Here is a 17,562-nt window from a genome sequence, read left to right as displayed (position 1 = left end):
TTAGTATTTGTTTAAATTATTATTATTCAGCTATTTCAGTAACTTCTACTAAGTGACTAACTTTAGCTATTATACCTCTCATTTGAGCGTTGTCTTCTTTAACAACTACTTGCTCTCTTTTTCTTAATCCTAACGCTTCTACGTTCTTTCTTTGGTTAGGAGTAGTTCCTATTGTACTTCTAACTAACTTTATTTGTAATTTAGCCATTTTTTTACTACCTCCTTACCCTAGAAGATCTTCTACTTTTTTACCTCTAAGTTTAGCTATATCTTCAGCTGTTCTTAAAGATTTTAAACCTTCTATTGTAGCATTTACCATGTTTCTTGGGTTGTTAGTTCCTAAAGATTTAGCTCTAACATCCTTTAATCCAGCTAATTCAAGTACAGCTCTAGCAGGTCCCCCAGCTATAACTCCTGTACCTTGAGCAGCAGGCATTATTAATATTTTTCCAGCACCAAAATGTCCGTTTGTTTGGTGAGGTATAGTTGTACCAACCATAGGTACAGTTATTAAATTCTTCTTAGCATCTTCAACTGCTTTTCTTATAGCATCTGGTACTTCCATAGCTTTACCAGCACCTATACCAACGTGTCCGTTTTCATCTCCAACAACTACTAAAGCTGCAAATCTAAAGTTTCTACCACCTTTAACAACCTTAGTAACACGTCTTACTTCGATAACTTTCTCTTGAAGATCAAGTTGTCTTGCATCTATTGGTTTACGACGTAGCATTATTTTCCCTCCTTTGTATTAGAACTTAAGTCCAGCTTCTCTAGCACCTTCTGCTAATTCTTGAACTCTTCCGTGATATAAGTATCCACCTCTGTCAAATACAACTTCAGTTATACCTTTCTCTACAGCTCTCTTAGCAACAAGTTCTCCAACTTTTTTAGCTGCTTCTTTATTTCCACAGTGATTAACAGCACCTTTTATTTCAGCTTCTAAAGAAGATGCAGAAACAACAGTTACTCTGTTTGTATCATCTATTATTTGAGCATATATGTTATTAGAACTTCTAAATATACATAATCTTGGTCTTTGAGTAGTTCCAGTTATTTTTCTACGAACTCTCTTATGTCTTTGAAGTCTATTTGCGTTTTTGTTAGCTTTTTTAAACACAGAGATCACTCCTTTCTAGCTTTTATGTTTGGTATTATTTCTTACCAGTTTTACCTTCTTTACGTCTTACAACTTCACCAGCGTATCTTATACCTTTACCTTTGTATGGCTCTGGCTCTCTCCAAGCTCTTATCTTAGCAGCATAGTTACCTACTAATTGCTTGTCGATTCCTTTAACAACTAATTCAGTTTGGTTTGGAGCTTCAACAGTTATTCCTTCTGGATCTACCATCTCAACTGGATGAGAGTATCCTAAGTTCATAACTAACTTGTTTCCTTGCTTTTGAGCTCTGTAACCAACACCAACTAACTCTAACTTCTTTTCGAATCCAGTAGTAACACCTACTACCATATTATCTATTAAAGTTCTAGTTAATCCGTGTAAAGATCTATGTTTTTTATTATTAGTTGGTCTTTCAACTAATATAGTATTTTCTTCTTTTTTTATAGCTAATTCATTAGTGAATTGCTTTGTTAAAGTTCCTTTTGGTCCTTTTACTGTAACTAAGTTATCCTCAGCTATAGTTACTTCAACACCTGTAGGAACGTTTATTGGCTTAACACCTATTCTTGACATAGTTGCACCTCCTTACATTGTTCGTTTATATTACCAAACGTAGCAGATTACTTCTCCACCAACGCCTGCATTTCTAGCTTGCTTGTCAGTTAATATACCTTTAGAAGTAGATATTATTGATATACCTAATCCGTTTAATACTTTTGGTAATTCTTCTTTAGCAGCGTAAACTCTCATACCAGGCTTAGATATTCTCTTTAATCCTGTTATAACTCTCTCGCCTATTTGTCCGTACTTTAATTGTATTCTTATTATTCCTTGCTTTCCATCTTCTATAACATCGTACCCTCTTATGAAACCTTCTTCTAATAAGATTCTAGCTAATTCTTTCTTCATATTAGAAGCAGGAACATCAACAGTTTCATGCTTAACCATGTTAGCATTTCTTATACGTGTTAACATATCTGCTATTGGATCTGTCATTGTCATAATTGTAAACCTCCTTCCATTTTAACCAAGTCTTACCAACTTGCTTTTCTTACACCAGGTATTTGACCTTTATAAGCTAATTCTCTAAAGCATATACGGCATATACCGAATTTTCTTAGCACAGAGTGTGGTCTACCACATATTGTACATCTAGTGTACTCTCTAGTTGCGTACTTTTGCTTTTTTTGTTGTTTTACAACCATCGCTTTTCTAGCCACTGGAATCCCTCCTTTATTTACTTAGAATATGGCATTCCTAATAATCTTAATAACTCACTAGCTTCTTCATCAGTTTTAGCTGTAGTTACGAATATTACATCCATTCCTCTTACTTTGTCAACCTTGTCGTACTCTATTTCAGGGAATATAAATTGCTCTTTTAATCCTAAAGCGTAGTTTCCTCTTCCATCGAATGCATTAGCATTAACTCCTCTGAAGTCCCTAACTCTTGGTAAAGAAATGTTTACTAACTTGTCCATGAAGTAGAACATCTTGTCAGCTCTTAAAGTAACTTTAGTTCCAACAGGCATTCCTTCTCTTAATTTGAAGTTAGCTACTGATTTTCTAGCCTTTGTTATAACTGGCTTTTGTCCAGATATCATTTCTAATTCTGCAACTGCAGCTTCTAATCCTTTTGGATTTTCTCTTGCATCACCTATACCCATGTTTATTACTATTTTCTCTAACTTAGGTATTTCCATAACATTTTTGTATCCAAATTTCTCCATTAAAGCTGGAGCAACTTCTTTAACATATTTTTCTTGTAATCTAGAAGTCATTTGTGGTCCCTCCTTTCAAGCTTATTATAATTCTTTTCCGCTCTTTACTGATACTCTAACTTTTTGCCCATCTTTAACTTCAACTCTAACTCTAGTACCTTTTCCTGTTTCAGGATCTACTGGCATTACGTTAGATATGTGTATTGGGGCTTCTTTATTTATTATTCCACCTTGTGGGTTAACAGCAGTTGGCTTTTGGTGTTTAGTTATAACGTTAACACCTTCAACTAATACTTTATTAGTTTTAGTGAAAACCTTAGCAACTGTACCTTTTTTACCTTTATCTTTTCCTGCTATAACTACAACAGTGTCACCTTTTTTAACACGCATCATGTCCTATTGCACCTCCTTATTATAGTACTTCTGGAGCAAGAGATACTATCTTCATAAAGTCGTTGTCTCTTAACTCTCTAGCAACAGGCCCGAATATACGAGTTCCTACTGGAGTTTTATCATCTTTTATGATAACTGCAGCATTCTCGTCGAATGATATATAACTACCATCTTTACGTCTTACGCCTTGCTTAGTTCTTACTATAACAGCTTTAACTACTTTACCTTTTTTTACAACTCCACCTGGTGTTGCACTTTTAACAGTTGCAACTATAACGTCACCTATGTTACCATATCTTCTTTTACTTCCGCCTAATACACGGATAGTTAAAAGTTCTTTAGCTCCTGAGTTATCAGCAACTCTTAGACGTGATTCTTGTTGTATCATATCGTAATCCCTCCTTCTCTACAAACTACTTAACTTTCTCTATAACGTCAACTAGTCTGAATCTCTTGTCTTTAGATAAAGGTCTAGTTTCCATTATTCTTACTCTATCTCCGATGCTACATACGTTGTTTTCATCGTGAGCCTTAAATTTCTTAGTTCTCTTAACTGGCTTGTTATATAATGGATGACGTACGAAATCTTCAACAGCAACAACTATTGTTTTTTCCATTTTATTACTAACAACACGGCCTACTCTTACTTTTCTTCTTCCTCTTTCCATGTTTGACAGCCTCCTTTCCAAAATTAAGCTCTAGTTTCGTTTAACTTTCTTTCAGCAAGTATAGTTTTAACTCTAGCTATATCTTTCTTAACGAACTTGATTCTTGCTGTGTTTTCTAATTGACCAGTAGCTAATTGGAATCTTAAGCTAAATAATTCACTTTTAAAACCATTTAACTTGTTCATTAACTCTTCGCTTGTTAAATCTCTTAGTTCTTTAGCTTTCATCCTATTCACCACCCTCTACTTCTAAATCTTCACGTTTCACAAACTTACATTTAACTGGAAGTTTATGCATAGCAAGTCTCATTGCTTCTCTAGCTTTATCTTCTGAAACACCTGCTAATTCGAACATAACTCTTCCTGGTTTAACTACTGCTACCCAGTATTCTGGTGAACCTTTACCAGCACCCATACGAGTTTCTGCAGGTTTTCTTGTTACTGGTTTGTGAGGGAATATCTTTATCCAAACTTTTCCCCCTCTTTTTATATATCTAGTCATAGCTATTCTGGCAGCTTCTATTTGGTTAGAAGTTATCCAAGATGGCTCTAAAGCAACTAAACCGAACTCTCCATAAGTAACTTTGTTACCTTTATGAGCCTTTCCAGCTAAGCTACCTCTGTGTACTCTACGACGTTTTACTCTTTTTGGCATTAACATGAGTATTTTCCTCCTTCCTTAACTGTGCTTCTATTAAGCTTGTTTATTCTCAGTTCTTTGAGGTCTTGGTCCTCTGTTGTTTGATCTATTGTTGTTAGATCTATCATTTCTTCTGTCGTTTCTTCTATCGTTTCTTCTGTTGTCTCTTCTATCTCTTCTATTGTTATCTCTTCTATCTTCTCTTGGGTTTACACCGTTTCTAGTTGGTAAAACTTCTCCGTTGCATATCCAAACTTTGATACCAGTCTTTCCATAAGTAGTGTTTGCTTCAGCAAATCCGTACTCTATGTCAGATCTTATTGTTTGAAGAGGTACATTTCCTTCGCTGTATCCTTCAGTTCTAGCCATTTCAGCTCCACCAAGTCTACCAGAAGCAGATACTTTTATACCTTTAACTCCTGATTTCATAGCTCTTTGTATTGCTTGCTTCATAGCTCTTCTGAAAGCAACCCTTCTTTCTATAGCTAAAGCTATATTTTCAGCTACTAATTGAGCTTCTTTATCAGGGTTTCTAACTTCTACTATGTTAACTATAACATTTTTCTTAGTCATTTTTTCTAACTCAGCTTTAAGAGCTTCTATTCCAGCTCCACCTTTACCTATAACTACACCTGGCTTAGCAACGTGTAAGTCTAGCTTTAATTTGTTTGCTGATCTTTCTATTTCTATCTTAGCAACACCAGCTGAGTATAATTTATTCTTTAAGAATTTACGTATATTATGGTCTTCTAATAATAAGTTTCCGAACTCTTTTTTATCAGTTGCGAACCATCTTGAGTCCCAGTCCTTTATAACACCGACTCTTAAACCGTGTGGATTAACCTTTTGACCCATGTGTTTCCCTCCTATCTATTATTATTTTTTCTCTTTAAGAACAACCTCTATGTGAGAAGTTCTCTTTCTTATCATAGTTGCACGACCCATAGCTCTAGGCATGAATCTCTTCATAGTTGGTCCTTGATTAGCAACTATTGAAGCTATATATAAATTTTCAACATCCATCTCGTGATTGTTTTCTGCATTAGCTTTCGCTGATTTTACAACCTTAGCTATTATTGAAGCAGCTCCTCTTGGAGTATACTTTAATATTGCTAAAGCTTCATCAACATTTTTTCCTCTAACAAGGCCGCATATTTGACCTGCTTTTCTAGGTGATACACGTACGTATTTTGCAGTAGCTTTTGCTTCCATTACAATTTCCTCCTTCCTTAGTTAGATCTTTAATTATCTTCTCTTATTAGATTTTTCGTCGTCCTTGTGCCCTTTGAAAGTTCTTGTAGGAACGAATTCACCTAACTTGTGTCCAACCATATCTTCAGTTATATAAACTGGCACATGTTTTCTTCCATCATGTACAGCTATTGTATGTTCAACCATTTGTGGGAATATAGTTGAAGATCTTGACCAAGTCTTTATAACTTCTCTATTTCCAGAAGCATTCATATCTTCTATCTTCTTTAAAAGTCTTGCATGTATAAAAGGTCCTTTTTTAGTTGATCTTGACATTTTATTTCCTCCTTTCGAGCAAAAATAAATCTATTACTTAGTTCTTCTTGATACGATTAACTTATCAGAAGCTTTATTTTTCTTTCTAGTTTTATATCCAAGTGCTGGTTTACCCCAAGGAGTAACTGGATTAGCTCTACCTATTGGAGATCTACCTTCCCCTCCACCGTGTGGATGGTCACAAGGGTTCATTACAGAACCTCTAACTGTAGGTCTTATACCCATATGTCTTTTTCTACCAGCTTTACCTATAACAACGTTACCGTGTTCTAAGTTTCCAACTTGTCCTATTGTAGCTTTACAATTTATGCTTACTAATCTCATTTCACCTGATGGTAATCTTAGTAATGCAGTTTTTCCTTCTTTAGCCATTAATTGAGCAGATGCTCCAGCAGATCTAACTAACTGAGCTCCTTTTCCTGGCTTTAATTCAACGTTGTGTACTACTGTACCAACTGGCATATCTTTTAATGCCATTGCGTTACCTGGCTTTATATCAGCTTCTGGTCCTGATAATATAGTATCTCCAACTTGTATTCCAACTGGAGCTAGTATATATCTTTTTTCACCGTCAGCATAGTTTAATAATGCTATGTTAGCAGTTCTATTTGGATCATACTCAACAGTAGCAACCTTAGCAGGTATTCCATCTTTATTTCTCTTGAAATCTATTATTCTATATTTTCTTCTGTTTCCTCCACCTCTGTGACGAACAGTTATTTTACCATGTACGTTTCTTCCAGAATTCTTTTTTAATGAAACTAAAAGAGATCTTTCTGGTTCATTACAAGTTATTTCATCAGAAACTAAAACTGTCATTTGTCTTAAGGCAGGAGAAGTTGGTCTAAACTTTTTTATAGCCATCTGTTTTCCCTCCTTTGTTTATTAAGGTTAATTACATACCTTGGAAGAATTCTATTTCTTTACTATCAGCAGCTAACTTAACTACTGCTTTCTTGAAACTTGCAGTTCTTCCTTCGTTTCTACCCATTCTCTTAACTTTTCCATCGTAGTTTAAAGTATTTACTTTATCAACTTTAACTCCGAATATGCTTTCTACAGCTTTCTTTATTTCAGTTTTGTTTGCGCTTTTAGCAACAACAAAAGTATATTTCTTCTCAACCATTTCAGTCATACTTTGTTCAGTTACAACTGGTTTCATTATTATATCATGTGGATTAGTCATTATGCGTACACCTCCTCCACTTTCTTAACTGCGTCTGTAGTTATTACGAAAGTATCGTACTTTAATATGTCATAAACGTTTATAGTATTAACTGTAGCAGCTTGAACACCTTCTATGTTTCTAGCTGATTTTACAACGTTCTCGTTCTTTTCAGCTGTTACTACTAAAGCTTTCTTAGAAGCATTTATGTTCTTTAATATTTGAACGAATTCTTTAGTTTTTGGAGCTTCCATATTTAAAGCATCTAAAACTATTATTTCGTTGTTTTGAACTTTAGATGATAAAGCTGATTTTATAGCTAATCTTCTAACTTTCTTTGGTAAAGTGTAACTGTAATCTCTTGGCTTAGGTGCAAAAGCAACTCCTCCACCAACCCATTGTACAGCTCTTATAGAACCTTGTCTAGCTCTACCAGTTCCTTTTTGTTTCCAAGGTTTTCTTCCGCCACCTCTAACTTCTGCTCTAGTTTTAGCAGATTGAGTACCTTGTCTCTTGTTTGCTAATTGATTTTTAACTACTTCGTATAATACGTGCTCGTTAACTTCAACACCGAATATAGCTTCTGCTAATTCGATTTCTCCAACATTTTGTCCATTAACATTTAATATATTTAATTTTGGCATTGTGCTTCCTCCTTTCTTAGGTTAGTTATTATTTAGAAGCCTTTACTGCTTCTTTTATAGTTACTACTGAACCTTTAGCTCCTGGTATAGCACCCTTAACTAATATAAGGTTCTTATCAGCATCTACTCTAACTACTTCTAAGTTTTGAACAGTTACTGTAACGCTACCCATGTGACCAGCAAGTTTTTTGTTTTTGAAAACTCTACCTGGGAAAGAACATGCTCCCATCGAACCTGGTCTTCTGTGGTATCTAGAACCGTGAGATTCAGGACCTCTTGATTGACCATGTCTCTTTATTGGACCTTGGAATCCCTTACCTTTACTTGTTCCAGTAACATCTATCATTTCTCCAGCTGCAAATATATCAGCTTTCATTTCTTGTCCTACTGTGAACTCTTCTACTGAATCCATTCTGAATTCTTTTAAGTGTTTCTTTAATACGTTAGCAGCAGCAAGATGTCCTTTTTGAGGCTTGTTTAAAGATTTCTCTTTAGCATCTACAAAACCTACTTGAACTGCATTGTATCCTTCTTTTTCTGTTGTTTTTATTTGAGTAACCACTACTGGTCCTGCTTCAACAACAGTTACAGGTACTACATTCCCTGCTTCAGTGAATATTTGAGTCATTCCTAACTTTTTTCCTAATATTCCTTTCATATCGCACCTCCTATAATCTTACAGCGGATTATGATTTCTCATAATCATTCTAAGATAGTTGCCTTATAGGATCGTATCTTAGAGGCTTATCTTATAACTTTATTTCTATATCAACACCAGCTGGTAAGTCTAACTTCATTAATGAGTCAACTGTCTTAGGTGTTGGGTTTGCTATGTCTATTAATCTCTTATGAGTTCTCATTTCGAATTGCTCTCTAGAGTCCTTATACTTGTGTACAGCTCTTAATATAGTTACAACTTGCTTTTCAGTTGGTAGTGGCACAGGTCCTGAAACTTGTGATCCAGCTTTTTTAGCAGTTTCAACTATTTTAGCAGCTGAAAAATCTAATAATTTGTGATCATATGACTTTAATCTTATTCTTATTTTTCCATTGTTAGCCATTTTAGTTTCCCTCCTTTATCGTACGTTTAATTTTTTTGGTTACGCACGACTGATACCGATACACAGTTCCGGGTGTGTTGTGTTTTTTTAAAAACCGGCATCTCGTCGCCTATCTCTAGGATATTACTTTACTTGTCTTTCATTTCGCATCTCTCAAGCACACTATTATATTTTATATTATTTTTTACTTTTTTTCAAGTTTTTTTTATAATTTTACAAAATATTTTTTGTATGTAAAACTTACTACAAATTTTGTGTTGAGAATCTTAACGGGTACTAAGATAGTATATATTCTTTCAACAATTTTGTCAATGTTTTTTATTTTTAAATAATCCAATAAAAAAAGGAAGATGTTAAACATCTTCCTTTTATATATACAGTGGATAATAGATTACTCTATTATAGAAGAAACAACACCTGATGCTACTGTTCTTCCACCTTCTCTTATTGCGAATCTTAATCCTTCTTCTATTGCTATTGAGTTTATTAACTCTATGTTCATTTGGATGTTATCTCCAGGCATAACCATTTCTACACCTTCTGGTAACTTACAAGCTCCTGTTACGTCAGTTGTTCTGAAGTAGAATTGAGGTCTGTATCCATCGAAGAATGGAGTATGTCTTCCACCTTCTTCTTTCTTTAATACGTATACTTCTGCATTGAACTTAGTGTGAGGCTTAACAGTTCCTGGCTTAGCTAAAACTTGTCCTCTTTCTATTTCATTTCTTTGTACACCTCTTATTAATGCTCCTATGTTATCTCCAGCTTGTGCTTGGTCTAATAACTTTCTGAACATTTCTACTCCTGTTATTACCATTTTTCTTGGCTCTTCAGCTAAACCTACTAGTTCAACTTCGTCTTGAACCTTTAATACTCCTCTTTCAACTCTACCTGTAGCAACTGTTCCTCTACCTGTTATAGAGAATACGTCTTCTACTGGCATTAAGAAGTCTTTATCTACATCTCTCTCTGGAGCTGGTATATATTCGTCTATTTGCTCGAATAATTCAACTATCTTATCTCCCCACTCTGAAGAAGAATCTTGTAATGCCATTAAAGCAGATCCTCTTACTATTGGAGTGTCATCTCCTGGGAATTCGTACTCGTTTAATAAGTCTCTAACTTCCATTTCAACTAACTCTAATAATTCTTCATCGTCTACCATATCACATTTGTTTAAGAATACTACTATGTATGGTACACCAACTTGTCTTGATAATAATATATGCTCTCTTGTTTGAGGCATTGGTCCATCAGTTGCAGAACAAACTAATATAGCACCGTCCATTTGAGCAGCACCTGTTATCATGTTCTTAACGTAGTCAGCGTGTCCTGGGCAGTCAACGTGAGCGTAATGTCTGTTTGGAGTCTCATATTCAACGTGAGCAGTTGATATTGTGATTCCTCTTTCTCTTTCTTCTGGAGCTTTATCTATATTAGCGAAGTCTACTGCTTCTCCTAATTGATATCTATCGAATAATGTTTTTGTTATAGCTGCAGTTAATGTAGTTTTACCGTGGTCAACGTGACCTATTGTTCCTATATTAACGTGTGGCTTGTTTCTTTCAAATTTAGCTTTAGCCATTTTGAATTCCTCCCTTTAATATTGGTTTTATTTTTTGTAAGACGAGGATTCCCTCGCCTTACTTATTTATTATATACAAAATTAATTAAATTAATTAATTATTTACCTTCAGCTATTTTCTTAGCAACTGAAGCTGGAACTTGCTCATAATGGTCGAATATCATAGTATATGTTGCACGACCTTGAGTAGAAGATCTTAACTCTGTAGAGTATCCAAACATTTCTGAAAGTGGAACGAATGCATTTATAACTTGTGCACCAGATCTAGCTTCCATACCTTGTATTAAACCTCTCTTAGAGTTTAATCCACCCATAACGTCTCCCATGTATTCTTCTGGAGTAACAACTTCAACTTTGAAGTATGGCTCAAGTAATACAGAGTTTCCTCTCTTAAGAGCGTCCTTCATAGCCATTGATCCTGCCATCTTGAATGCCATTTCTGAAGAGTCAACCTCATGGTATGATCCATCGTATAACTCAACAGCAACGTCAACAACTGGGTATCCAGCAACTATACCTGAAGCCATAGCTCCTTGTATACCTGCATCTGTTGGTCCAACGTACTCTTTCGGTACAGATCCACCAACAGTTTTGTTTTCAAATTTATATCCTTCACCTGGTTCTTGAGGATTAACTCTGATCTTAACGTGACCATATTGTCCTCTACCACCTGATTGCTTAGAGTACTTGTACTCAACATCAACTGGTTGAGTTATAGTTTCTCTGTAAGCAACTTGTGGAGCACCAACGTTAGCTTCAACTTTAAATTCTCTTAATAATCTATCTACTATTATCTCTAAGTGTAATTCACCCATACCACCGATTATAGTTTGTCCAGTTTCTTCATCAGTTCTAACTCTGAAAGTTGGATCCTCTTCAGCTAACTTTTGAAGAGCAACACCCATCTTTTCTTGAGCAGCTTTTGATTTAGGCTCTATAGCAACATCTATAACTGGCTCAGGGAATTCCATAGATTCAAGTATTATTGGGTTAGCTGGATCACATAAAGTATCTCCAGTAGTAGTATCTTTTAATCCTACTGCTGCAGCTATATCCCCTGCATATACTATAGATATTTCTTCTCTAGTATTGGCATGCATTTGTAGTATACGTCCTATTCTTTCTCTCTTACCTTTAGTAGCATTCAGGATATAAGAACCACTTTCTAGTGTTCCTGAGTAAACTCTGAAGAATGCTAACTTCCCAACGAATGGGTCAGTCATTATTTTGAATGCTAAAGCTGAGAATGGTTCTTCATCAGATGAATGTCTTTCTGCTTCCTCTCCATCTTCTAATATACCTTTTATAGAAGCTATATCAGTTGGAGCTGGTAAGTAGTCTATAACAGCATCTAATAATAACTGAACACCTTTGTTCTTGTAAGCAGATCCACAGAATACTGGGTTAAGTTCACAAGCTATTGTAGCCTTTCTTATAGCAGCTTTTAATTCTTCTATAGTTGGCTCTTCACCTTCAAGATATTTCATCATTAACTCTTCGTCAGTTTCAGCTACTGCTTCAACCATTTTTTCTCTCCACTCTTGAGCTAATTCTTTCATATCTTCTGGTATTTCAGTTATTTCTATTTCAACACCTAAGTCATCTTTATAGATATGAGCTTTCATTTCTAATAAGTCAACTTCACCTTCTAACCAATCTTCCTTACCTATTGGTAATTGCATTGGTACAGCATTTGCACTTAATCTGTCTTTCATCATTTGTACAACATTGTAGAAATCTGCACCCATGATGTCCATTTTATTTACGAATGCTATTCTAGGTACACCGTAGTTATCAGCTTGTCTCCATACGTTCTCAGATTGAGGCTCAACCCCACCCTTAGCACAGAATACAGCAACTGATCCGTCAAGAACTCTTAGAGATCTTTCAACCTCAACTGTAAAGTCGACGTGACCTGGTGTATCTATTATGTTTATTCTATGGTCTTTCCATGCAGCAGTAGTAGCAGCAGAAGTTATTGTTATACCTCTCTCCTTCTCTTGCTCCATCCAGTCCATTTGAGAAGCTCCTTCGTGAGTTTCTCCTATTTTATGAGTTTGCCCTGTATAGAATAGGATTCTTTCTGTAGTAGTAGTTTTTCCAGCATCTATATGAGCCATGATTCCTATATTTCTAGTTCTTTCTAAAGGAAACTTTCTAGCCATGATTCTCCTCCTTACGACATCCTATCTAATAAAAGGATATCAAATATATCCTATTATTAGAATCTGTAGTGAGCAAATGCTTTATTAGCTTCTGCCATTTTATGAGTATCTTCTTTCTTCTTAACAGAAGCTCCTGTATTGTTAGCAGCATCCATTATTTCTTTAGCTAGCTTTTCAACCATACCTTTTTCACCACGAGCTCTAGTATAGTTTACTAACCATCTTAATCCTAAAGTTTGTCTTCTTTCAGGTCTAACCTCAACTGGAACTTGGTAGTTAGCTCCACCAACTCTTCTAGCTTTAACTTCTAAAACAGGCATTATGTTTTCCATAGCTGTTTCGAAAACTTCTAAAGCATTTTCTCCAGTTTTTTCAGCGATTATCTCGAAAGCATCATATACTATCTTTTGAGATTTCCCTTTTTTCCCATCTATCATTAAGTTATTTATTAACTTAGTTACTACCTTACTTCCGTATACTGGATCTGGTAAAACTTCTCTTTTTGGAACATTACCTTTTCTTGGCATTTTGCTTCCCTCCTTAATTATTTAATCTTAAATCATAGGTACTCGACATCATATAAAACGCCGTGATGCCATAAATATATATATATTTAAAGCACCGAACTATAATTGATTTTTAATTGCTTATTTTTTTGCAGCTTTAGGTCTCTTAGCACCGTACTTAGATCTAGCTTGCATTCTCTTATCAACACCAGCTGTATCTAATGTACCTCTTAATATGTGGTATCTAACCCCTGGAAGGTCTTTAACTCTTCCTCCTCTTATAAGAACAACACTATGCTCTTGTAAGTTATGTCCTTCTCCTGGTATATAAGCAGAAACTTCTATACCGTTAGTTAATCTAACTCTGGCAACTTTTCTTAAAGCTGAGTTAGGCTTCTTAGGAGTAAATGTTTTAACTGATGTACAAACTCCTCTTTTTTGTGGAGCACTAGTATCAGTTGATTTCTTGTGTAAAGAATCGTATCCTTTTTGTAATGCTGGAGCAGTAGATTTCTTTTCTATCGCTTTTCTTTTCTTACGAACTAATTGGTTAATTGTTGGCATCATCTGCACCTCCTTCCAAATTTTTCGATCTTAAATGACCGCCAACTACATCAATATGGCCTCATATTGATATAATATGTAGCAAATCTGCTACAATGCAATAAATGTCTATAACACACATTTGTGGTTTTAGCTCTTTAGTTTGGTGCATATTATTATGCTTTTTATTAGTTAAAATAAAATATATTTAAAATATTACTAAGAGCTTAGCCCTTAGTAATATTTAATATCTTTACTTCACATACCTTTACATTTTAGCATCAGCGACACCTTATGTCAAGGATGTTTAGTTTATATAACAAAGTAAAATTATTCTTCTATTTTTTCAACTGCTATATTTTTGTATCTCTTCATTCCTGTTCCTGCTGGTATTAACTTACCTATTATAACATTTTCTTTAAGACCTATTAAGTGATCTTCTTTTCCTTTTATAGCAGCTTCTGTTAATACTCTAGTAGTTTCTTGGAATGATGCAGCTGATAAGAAAGATTCTGTTGCAAGAGATGCTTTAGTTATACCAAGTAAAACTCTCTTAGCTGATGCAGGTCTTAAGCCTTGAGCTTCAGCTTCTTCATTTGTTTTATTGAATGTAAGAACATCTTCATATCCTCCTGGTAATAAATCAGTATCACCTGGATCTTCAACTTTAACTTTAGATAGCATTTGTCTAACAATTACTTCTATATGCTTATCGTTGATGTCAACCCCTTGCATTCTATAAACTCTTTGAACCTCTTTAACAACATAGTCTTGAACACCTTCAATACCTTTAACTCTTACTATATCATGAGGATTTATTGATCCTTGAGTTAAAGCTTCTCCAGCTTCTACAAATTGACCATTTTTCACTCTTAATCTTGAACCATAAGGTATAGCATATACTTGTGCTTCACCTTGTTCTGGAACTACTGTAACTTCTTTTCTCTTACCAGTTTCATCTATTTCTACTCTACCTGATACTTCAGTTATTGTAGCAAGACCTTTTGGCTTTCTAGCTTCAAATAATTCCTCTACCCTTGGAAGACCTTGTGTTATATCTCCTCCGGCAACCCCACCTGTATGGAATGTACGCATTGTAAGCTGAGTACCCGGTTCACCGATTGATTGAGCAGCTATTATACCAACAGCTTCTCCTATATTAACTTCTTTACCAGTAGCTAAGTTTCTACCATAACACTTAGAACATACTCCATGGTTAGTTCTACAATTAAGAACTGTTCTTATCTTAACTATTTTTATTCCAGCCTCTATAATCTTTTCAGCTTGATCTTCTTGTATCATAGCGTCAGCTTCAACGATTACTTCACCTGTTTCTGGGTGAACTACAGGATCTATAGTATATCTTCCAACTATTCTATCATATAGTTCTTCTATTACTTCATTTCCATCTTTTATTGCAAAGATTTCTGTATCTTCTGTTGTTCCACAGTCAACATCTCTAACAATAACATCTTGACTGACATCAACAAGTCTTCTTGTTAAGTATCCTGAGTCAGCTGTACGTAGAGCTGTATCGGCAAGACCCTTTCTAGCTCCATGTGAAGATGTGAAGTATTCAAGTACTGATAAACCTTCACGGAAGTTAGATTTAACTGGTATTTCAACTGTCTTACCAGATGCATTGGCCATCAGACCACGCATACCAGCTAACTGTCTTATCTGGTTCTTAGAACCTCTGGCTCCAGAGTGAGCCATTATGAAGATGTTGTTTAATCTATCTAGGTTAGCCATAAGAGCATCTGTAACTTTTTCAGTAGTCTCTGTCCAAGTTTCTATTACTCTTTCATATCTTTCCTCGTTAGATATAAGACCTCTTCTATATGCTTTTTCATATTTATCAACCTTACCTTCAGCTTCAGTTATATAACCTTTCTTAGCTTCTGGTATTTTCATATCTGCAACAGCAACAGTTATACCACCTCTTGTAGAATATTTAAATCCTAAAGATTTTATATGGTCTAACATTTCAGCAGTTACTGTGTTTCCATGTTTTCTGAAACACTTATCTATTATTTTTCCTAAAGACTTTTTATCTGCTAAGAAATCTACTTCTAAAGCAAATTTATCTTCGTTTCTATCAACGAATCCTAAGTCTTGAGGTATATTTTCATTGAATATAAATCTACCAACAGTTGCTTCTACTAATTGAGTTCCAACACCCTCAACAGTTCTTCTTACTTTAACTAATGAGTGTAGTGTAACTGCCTTATTATCATAAGCAAGCATCATTTCATTATAATCTTTGAAGATCATTCCAGTACCTCTAGCACCTTCTTGAGCTTCTATTGTTAAGTAGTAGCATCCTAGAACCATATCCTGAGAAGGAGTAGTTATAGGAGAACCATCTTTAGGAGCAAGTATGTTATTTATAGATAACATTAAGAATCTTGCCTCAGCTTGAGCTTCAACAGATAAAGGAACGTGTACCGCCATTTGGTCACCATCGAAGTCAGCGTTGTATGCTGTACATACTAATGGATGTAGCTTTATAGCTTTTCCTTCAACTAAAACTGGTTCAAACGCTTGTATACCTAATCTATGAAGAGTCGGAGCACGGTTAAGCATTACTGGATGTCCTTCTATAACATCTTCTAATACGTCCCAAACTTCCGGCTTAACTTTTTCTACTATAGACTTTGCACTTTTTATGTTGTGTGCATATCCTTCTTTAACTAATCTATCCATAACAAATGGCTTGAATAATTCAAGAGCCATCTTCTTAGGAAGACCACATTGATAGAATTTAAGTTCTGGTCCAACAACTATAACAGAACGTCCTGAGTAGTCAACACGCTTACCAAGTAAGTTTTGACGGAAACGACCTTGCTTACCTTTAAGCATATCTGATAAAGATTTTAATGGTCTATTTCCTGGTCCAGTTACTGGTCTACCTCTTCTACCATTGTCTATTAAAGCATCTACAGCTTCTTGAAGCATTCTCTTCTCATTTCTTACAATGATATCTGGAGCTCCAAGCTCTAATAATCTCTTTAATCTGTTATTTCTATTTATAACTCTTCTGTATAAGTCATTTAAATCAGATGTTGCAAATCTTCCTCCATCTAATTGAACCATTGGTCTTAAATCAGGTGGTATAACTGGAATAGCATCTAATATCATCCACTCTGGTTTATTCCCAGATTTCTTAAATGCTTCTACAACTTCTAATCTTCTTATAGTTCTAACTCTTTTTTGACCTGTACTATCTTTTAGTTCAGCTCTTAATTCTTTACTTTGTTGCTCTAAATCTATATTTTGTAAAAGCTTCTTAACAGCTTCAGCACCCATTCCTACTTCGAAAGTATTATATCCGTACTTTTCTACAGCAGTTCTGTATTCTTTTTCTGTTAATAATTGCTTTTCATTTAATCCAGTTTCACCTGGATTAGTTACTACATATGATGCAAAGTATAATATTTTTTCTAATGATCTAGGAGACATATCAAGTAGAAGTCCCATTCTACTTGGTATCCCTTTGAAGTACCAGATATGAGACATAGGAGCTGCTAGCTCTATATGTCCCATTCTTTCTCTTCTTACCTTTGCCTTAGTTACTTCTACTCCACATCTATCACAAACAACACCTTTGTATCTAACTCTTCTGTACTTTCCACAGTGACACTCCCAGTCCTTTTGTGGTCCAAATATTCTTTCACAGAAAAGACCATCTTTCTCAGGCTTAAGTGTACGGTAGTTTATTGTTTCAGGCTTTTTTACTTCTCCTCTAGACCATTGTCTTATTTTTTCTGGAGAAGCCAATGCTATTTTTATTGACTCGAAATTGTTTAGTTCAAACAAGGA

At 35.0% G+C, this 17,562-nt stretch carries 25 protein-coding genes; all 25 read right to left on the bottom strand.

Features of this window, described 5'->3' with window-relative positions:
- Positions 1 to 22: 22 nt before the first annotated feature.
- The 25 genes from rpmD to rpoC all read right to left on the bottom strand — a co-directional run bounded on the left by rpmD (position 23) and on the right by rpoC (position 17,559).
- Positions 23 to 208, bottom strand: coding sequence for a 50S ribosomal protein L30 (rpmD, locus tag RWY47_RS13660; protein ID WP_021127557.1), 186 nt, complete (start codon positions 206 to 208; stop codon positions 23 to 25).
- Between the two features lie 15 nt (positions 209 to 223).
- Positions 224 to 733, bottom strand: coding sequence for a 30S ribosomal protein S5 (gene rpsE / locus RWY47_RS13655; RefSeq protein WP_021428196.1), 510 nt, complete (start codon positions 731 to 733; stop codon positions 224 to 226).
- 18 nt (positions 734 to 751) lie between these two features.
- Positions 752 to 1,120: a 50S ribosomal protein L18 gene (rplR, locus tag RWY47_RS13650; RefSeq protein WP_021428220.1), complete on the bottom strand. Its 369-nt coding sequence runs from the start codon at positions 1,118 to 1,120 to the stop codon at positions 752 to 754.
- 34 nt (positions 1,121 to 1,154) lie between these two features.
- Complete coding sequence (rplF, locus tag RWY47_RS13645) at positions 1,155 to 1,697, bottom strand: 50S ribosomal protein L6 (protein ID WP_021431511.1); 543 nt, start codon at positions 1,695 to 1,697, stop codon at positions 1,155 to 1,157.
- Positions 1,698 to 1,727: 30 nt separating this feature from the next.
- Positions 1,728 to 2,126: a 30S ribosomal protein S8 gene (rpsH, locus tag RWY47_RS13640; protein ID WP_021428203.1), complete on the bottom strand. Its 399-nt coding sequence runs from the start codon at positions 2,124 to 2,126 to the stop codon at positions 1,728 to 1,730.
- A gap of 32 nt (positions 2,127 to 2,158) precedes the next feature.
- On the bottom strand, positions 2,159 to 2,344 hold the full coding sequence (locus RWY47_RS13635) for a type Z 30S ribosomal protein S14 (RefSeq protein WP_021127555.1): 186 nt from the start codon (positions 2,342 to 2,344) through the stop codon (positions 2,159 to 2,161).
- Positions 2,345 to 2,361: 17 nt separating this feature from the next.
- Positions 2,362 to 2,904, bottom strand: a complete 543-nt coding sequence (rplE, locus tag RWY47_RS13630) for a 50S ribosomal protein L5 (protein WP_021431508.1) — start codon at positions 2,902 to 2,904, stop codon at positions 2,362 to 2,364.
- Positions 2,905 to 2,928: 24 nt separating this feature from the next.
- Complete coding sequence (rplX, locus tag RWY47_RS13625; protein ID WP_021428210.1) at positions 2,929 to 3,234, bottom strand: 50S ribosomal protein L24; 306 nt, start codon at positions 3,232 to 3,234, stop codon at positions 2,929 to 2,931.
- 22 nt (positions 3,235 to 3,256) lie between these two features.
- A complete protein-coding gene (gene rplN, locus RWY47_RS13620; RefSeq protein ID WP_021122016.1) occupies positions 3,257 to 3,625 on the bottom strand; it encodes a 50S ribosomal protein L14 in 369 nt (122 codons plus the stop codon).
- A 25-nt stretch (positions 3,626 to 3,650) separates the two neighbouring features.
- Positions 3,651 to 3,905, bottom strand: coding sequence for a 30S ribosomal protein S17 (gene rpsQ / locus RWY47_RS13615; RefSeq protein WP_021428205.1), 255 nt, complete (start codon positions 3,903 to 3,905; stop codon positions 3,651 to 3,653).
- A gap of 23 nt (positions 3,906 to 3,928) precedes the next feature.
- Entirely contained in the window at positions 3,929 to 4,132 is a 204-nt protein-coding gene (rpmC, locus tag RWY47_RS13610) for a 50S ribosomal protein L29 (protein ID WP_021122014.1), read from the bottom strand.
- Between the two features lies 1 nt (position 4,133).
- A complete protein-coding gene (rplP, locus tag RWY47_RS13605; RefSeq protein WP_021428207.1) occupies positions 4,134 to 4,565 on the bottom strand; it encodes a 50S ribosomal protein L16 in 432 nt (143 codons plus the stop codon).
- Positions 4,566 to 4,598: 33 nt separating this feature from the next.
- The gene (gene rpsC, locus RWY47_RS13600) at positions 4,599 to 5,399 is read right to left on the bottom strand and encodes a 30S ribosomal protein S3 (RefSeq protein WP_021428198.1); all 801 of its coding nucleotides are present in this window, start codon (positions 5,397 to 5,399) and stop codon (positions 4,599 to 4,601) included.
- A gap of 21 nt (positions 5,400 to 5,420) precedes the next feature.
- Positions 5,421 to 5,756: a 50S ribosomal protein L22 gene (gene rplV / locus RWY47_RS13595; protein WP_021428211.1), complete on the bottom strand. Its 336-nt coding sequence runs from the start codon at positions 5,754 to 5,756 to the stop codon at positions 5,421 to 5,423.
- A 33-nt stretch (positions 5,757 to 5,789) separates the two neighbouring features.
- On the bottom strand, positions 5,790 to 6,071 hold the full coding sequence (gene rpsS / locus RWY47_RS13590) for a 30S ribosomal protein S19 (protein ID WP_021428212.1): 282 nt from the start codon (positions 6,069 to 6,071) through the stop codon (positions 5,790 to 5,792).
- A gap of 33 nt (positions 6,072 to 6,104) precedes the next feature.
- Positions 6,105 to 6,935: a 50S ribosomal protein L2 gene (gene rplB, locus RWY47_RS13585; RefSeq protein ID WP_025162560.1), complete on the bottom strand. Its 831-nt coding sequence runs from the start codon at positions 6,933 to 6,935 to the stop codon at positions 6,105 to 6,107.
- A gap of 31 nt (positions 6,936 to 6,966) precedes the next feature.
- Complete coding sequence (gene rplW / locus RWY47_RS13580) at positions 6,967 to 7,257, bottom strand: 50S ribosomal protein L23 (protein WP_025162559.1); 291 nt, start codon at positions 7,255 to 7,257, stop codon at positions 6,967 to 6,969.
- A complete protein-coding gene (rplD, locus tag RWY47_RS13575; protein WP_021431504.1) occupies positions 7,257 to 7,880 on the bottom strand; it encodes a 50S ribosomal protein L4 in 624 nt (207 codons plus the stop codon). The genes rplW and rplD overlap by 1 nt, the downstream gene beginning before the upstream one ends.
- 28 nt (positions 7,881 to 7,908) lie before the next feature.
- Positions 7,909 to 8,538: a 50S ribosomal protein L3 gene (rplC, locus tag RWY47_RS13570; protein WP_025162558.1), complete on the bottom strand. Its 630-nt coding sequence runs from the start codon at positions 8,536 to 8,538 to the stop codon at positions 7,909 to 7,911.
- A 91-nt stretch (positions 8,539 to 8,629) separates the two neighbouring features.
- Positions 8,630 to 8,941, bottom strand: coding sequence for a 30S ribosomal protein S10 (rpsJ, locus tag RWY47_RS13565; RefSeq protein ID WP_021431502.1), 312 nt, complete (start codon positions 8,939 to 8,941; stop codon positions 8,630 to 8,632).
- A gap of 391 nt (positions 8,942 to 9,332) precedes the next feature.
- Complete coding sequence (gene tuf / locus RWY47_RS13560; protein ID WP_021428171.1) at positions 9,333 to 10,526, bottom strand: elongation factor Tu; 1,194 nt, start codon at positions 10,524 to 10,526, stop codon at positions 9,333 to 9,335.
- A gap of 98 nt (positions 10,527 to 10,624) precedes the next feature.
- Positions 10,625 to 12,691 (bottom strand): elongation factor G, encoded by a 2,067-nt coding sequence (gene fusA / locus RWY47_RS13555; RefSeq protein ID WP_021428187.1) that lies wholly within the window; start codon positions 12,689 to 12,691, stop codon positions 10,625 to 10,627.
- A gap of 56 nt (positions 12,692 to 12,747) precedes the next feature.
- Positions 12,748 to 13,218: a 30S ribosomal protein S7 gene (gene rpsG, locus RWY47_RS13550; protein WP_150886785.1), complete on the bottom strand. Its 471-nt coding sequence runs from the start codon at positions 13,216 to 13,218 to the stop codon at positions 12,748 to 12,750.
- Between the two features lie 120 nt (positions 13,219 to 13,338).
- Positions 13,339 to 13,761: a 30S ribosomal protein S12 gene (gene rpsL / locus RWY47_RS13545; RefSeq protein ID WP_021428189.1), complete on the bottom strand. Its 423-nt coding sequence runs from the start codon at positions 13,759 to 13,761 to the stop codon at positions 13,339 to 13,341.
- 309 nt (positions 13,762 to 14,070) lie between these two features.
- Positions 14,071 to 17,559, bottom strand: coding sequence for a DNA-directed RNA polymerase subunit beta' (rpoC, locus tag RWY47_RS13540; protein WP_021428190.1), 3,489 nt, complete (start codon positions 17,557 to 17,559; stop codon positions 14,071 to 14,073).
- Positions 17,560 to 17,562 lie beyond the last annotated feature (3 nt).

It is taken from the genome of Paraclostridium sp. MRS3W1 (assembly GCF_032465715.1).
Lineage (GTDB): Bacteria > Bacillota > Clostridia > Peptostreptococcales > Peptostreptococcaceae > Paraclostridium > Paraclostridium dentum.
This window is presented reverse-complemented; position numbering and strand designations above follow the sequence as displayed.

Excerpts from the sequence above, each read along its gene's own strand:
- rpmD (WP_021127557.1), bottom strand. The coding sequence starts at position 208 with ATGGCTAAATTACAAATAAAGTTAGTTAGAAGTACAATAGGAACTACT.
- rpsE (WP_021428196.1), bottom strand. The coding sequence starts at position 733 with ATGCTACGTCGTAAACCAATAGATGCAAGACAACTTGATCTTCAAGAG.
- rplF (WP_021431511.1), bottom strand. The coding sequence starts at position 1,697 with ATGTCAAGAATAGGTGTTAAGCCAATAAACGTTCCTACAGGTGTTGAA.
- rpsH (WP_021428203.1), bottom strand. The coding sequence starts at position 2,126 with ATGACAATGACAGATCCAATAGCAGATATGTTAACACGTATAAGAAAT.
- rplE (WP_021431508.1), bottom strand. The coding sequence starts at position 2,904 with ATGACTTCTAGATTACAAGAAAAATATGTTAAAGAAGTTGCTCCAGCT.
- rplX (WP_021428210.1), bottom strand. The coding sequence starts at position 3,234 with ATGCGTGTTAAAAAAGGTGACACTGTTGTAGTTATAGCAGGAAAAGAT.
- rplN (WP_021122016.1), bottom strand. The coding sequence starts at position 3,625 with ATGATACAACAAGAATCACGTCTAAGAGTTGCTGATAACTCAGGAGCT.
- rpsQ (WP_021428205.1), bottom strand. The coding sequence starts at position 3,905 with ATGGAAAGAGGAAGAAGAAAAGTAAGAGTAGGCCGTGTTGTTAGTAAT.
- rpmC (WP_021122014.1), bottom strand. The coding sequence starts at position 4,132 with ATGAAAGCTAAAGAACTAAGAGATTTAACAAGCGAAGAGTTAATGAAC.
- rplP (WP_021428207.1), bottom strand. The coding sequence starts at position 4,565 with ATGTTAATGCCAAAAAGAGTAAAACGTCGTAGAGTACACAGAGGTAGC.
- rpsC (WP_021428198.1), bottom strand. The coding sequence starts at position 5,399 with ATGGGTCAAAAGGTTAATCCACACGGTTTAAGAGTCGGTGTTATAAAG.
- rplV (WP_021428211.1), bottom strand. The coding sequence starts at position 5,756 with ATGGAAGCAAAAGCTACTGCAAAATACGTACGTGTATCACCTAGAAAA.
- rpsS (WP_021428212.1), bottom strand. The coding sequence starts at position 6,071 with ATGTCAAGATCAACTAAAAAAGGACCTTTTATACATGCAAGACTTTTA.
- rplB (WP_025162560.1), bottom strand. The coding sequence starts at position 6,935 with ATGGCTATAAAAAAGTTTAGACCAACTTCTCCTGCCTTAAGACAAATG.
- rplW (WP_025162559.1), bottom strand. The coding sequence starts at position 7,257 with ATGACTAATCCACATGATATAATAATGAAACCAGTTGTAACTGAACAA.
- rplD (WP_021431504.1), bottom strand. The coding sequence starts at position 7,880 with ATGCCAAAATTAAATATATTAAATGTTAATGGACAAAATGTTGGAGAA.
- rplC (WP_025162558.1), bottom strand. The coding sequence starts at position 8,538 with ATGAAAGGAATATTAGGAAAAAAGTTAGGAATGACTCAAATATTCACT.
- rpsJ (WP_021431502.1), bottom strand. The coding sequence starts at position 8,941 with ATGGCTAACAATGGAAAAATAAGAATAAGATTAAAGTCATATGATCAC.
- tuf (WP_021428171.1), bottom strand. The coding sequence starts at position 10,526 with ATGGCTAAAGCTAAATTTGAAAGAAACAAGCCACACGTTAATATAGGA.
- fusA (WP_021428187.1), bottom strand. The coding sequence starts at position 12,691 with ATGGCTAGAAAGTTTCCTTTAGAAAGAACTAGAAATATAGGAATCATG.
- rpsG (WP_150886785.1), bottom strand. The coding sequence starts at position 13,218 with ATGCCAAGAAAAGGTAATGTTCCAAAAAGAGAAGTTTTACCAGATCCA.
- rpsL (WP_021428189.1), bottom strand. The coding sequence starts at position 13,761 with ATGCCAACAATTAACCAATTAGTTCGTAAGAAAAGAAAAGCGATAGAA.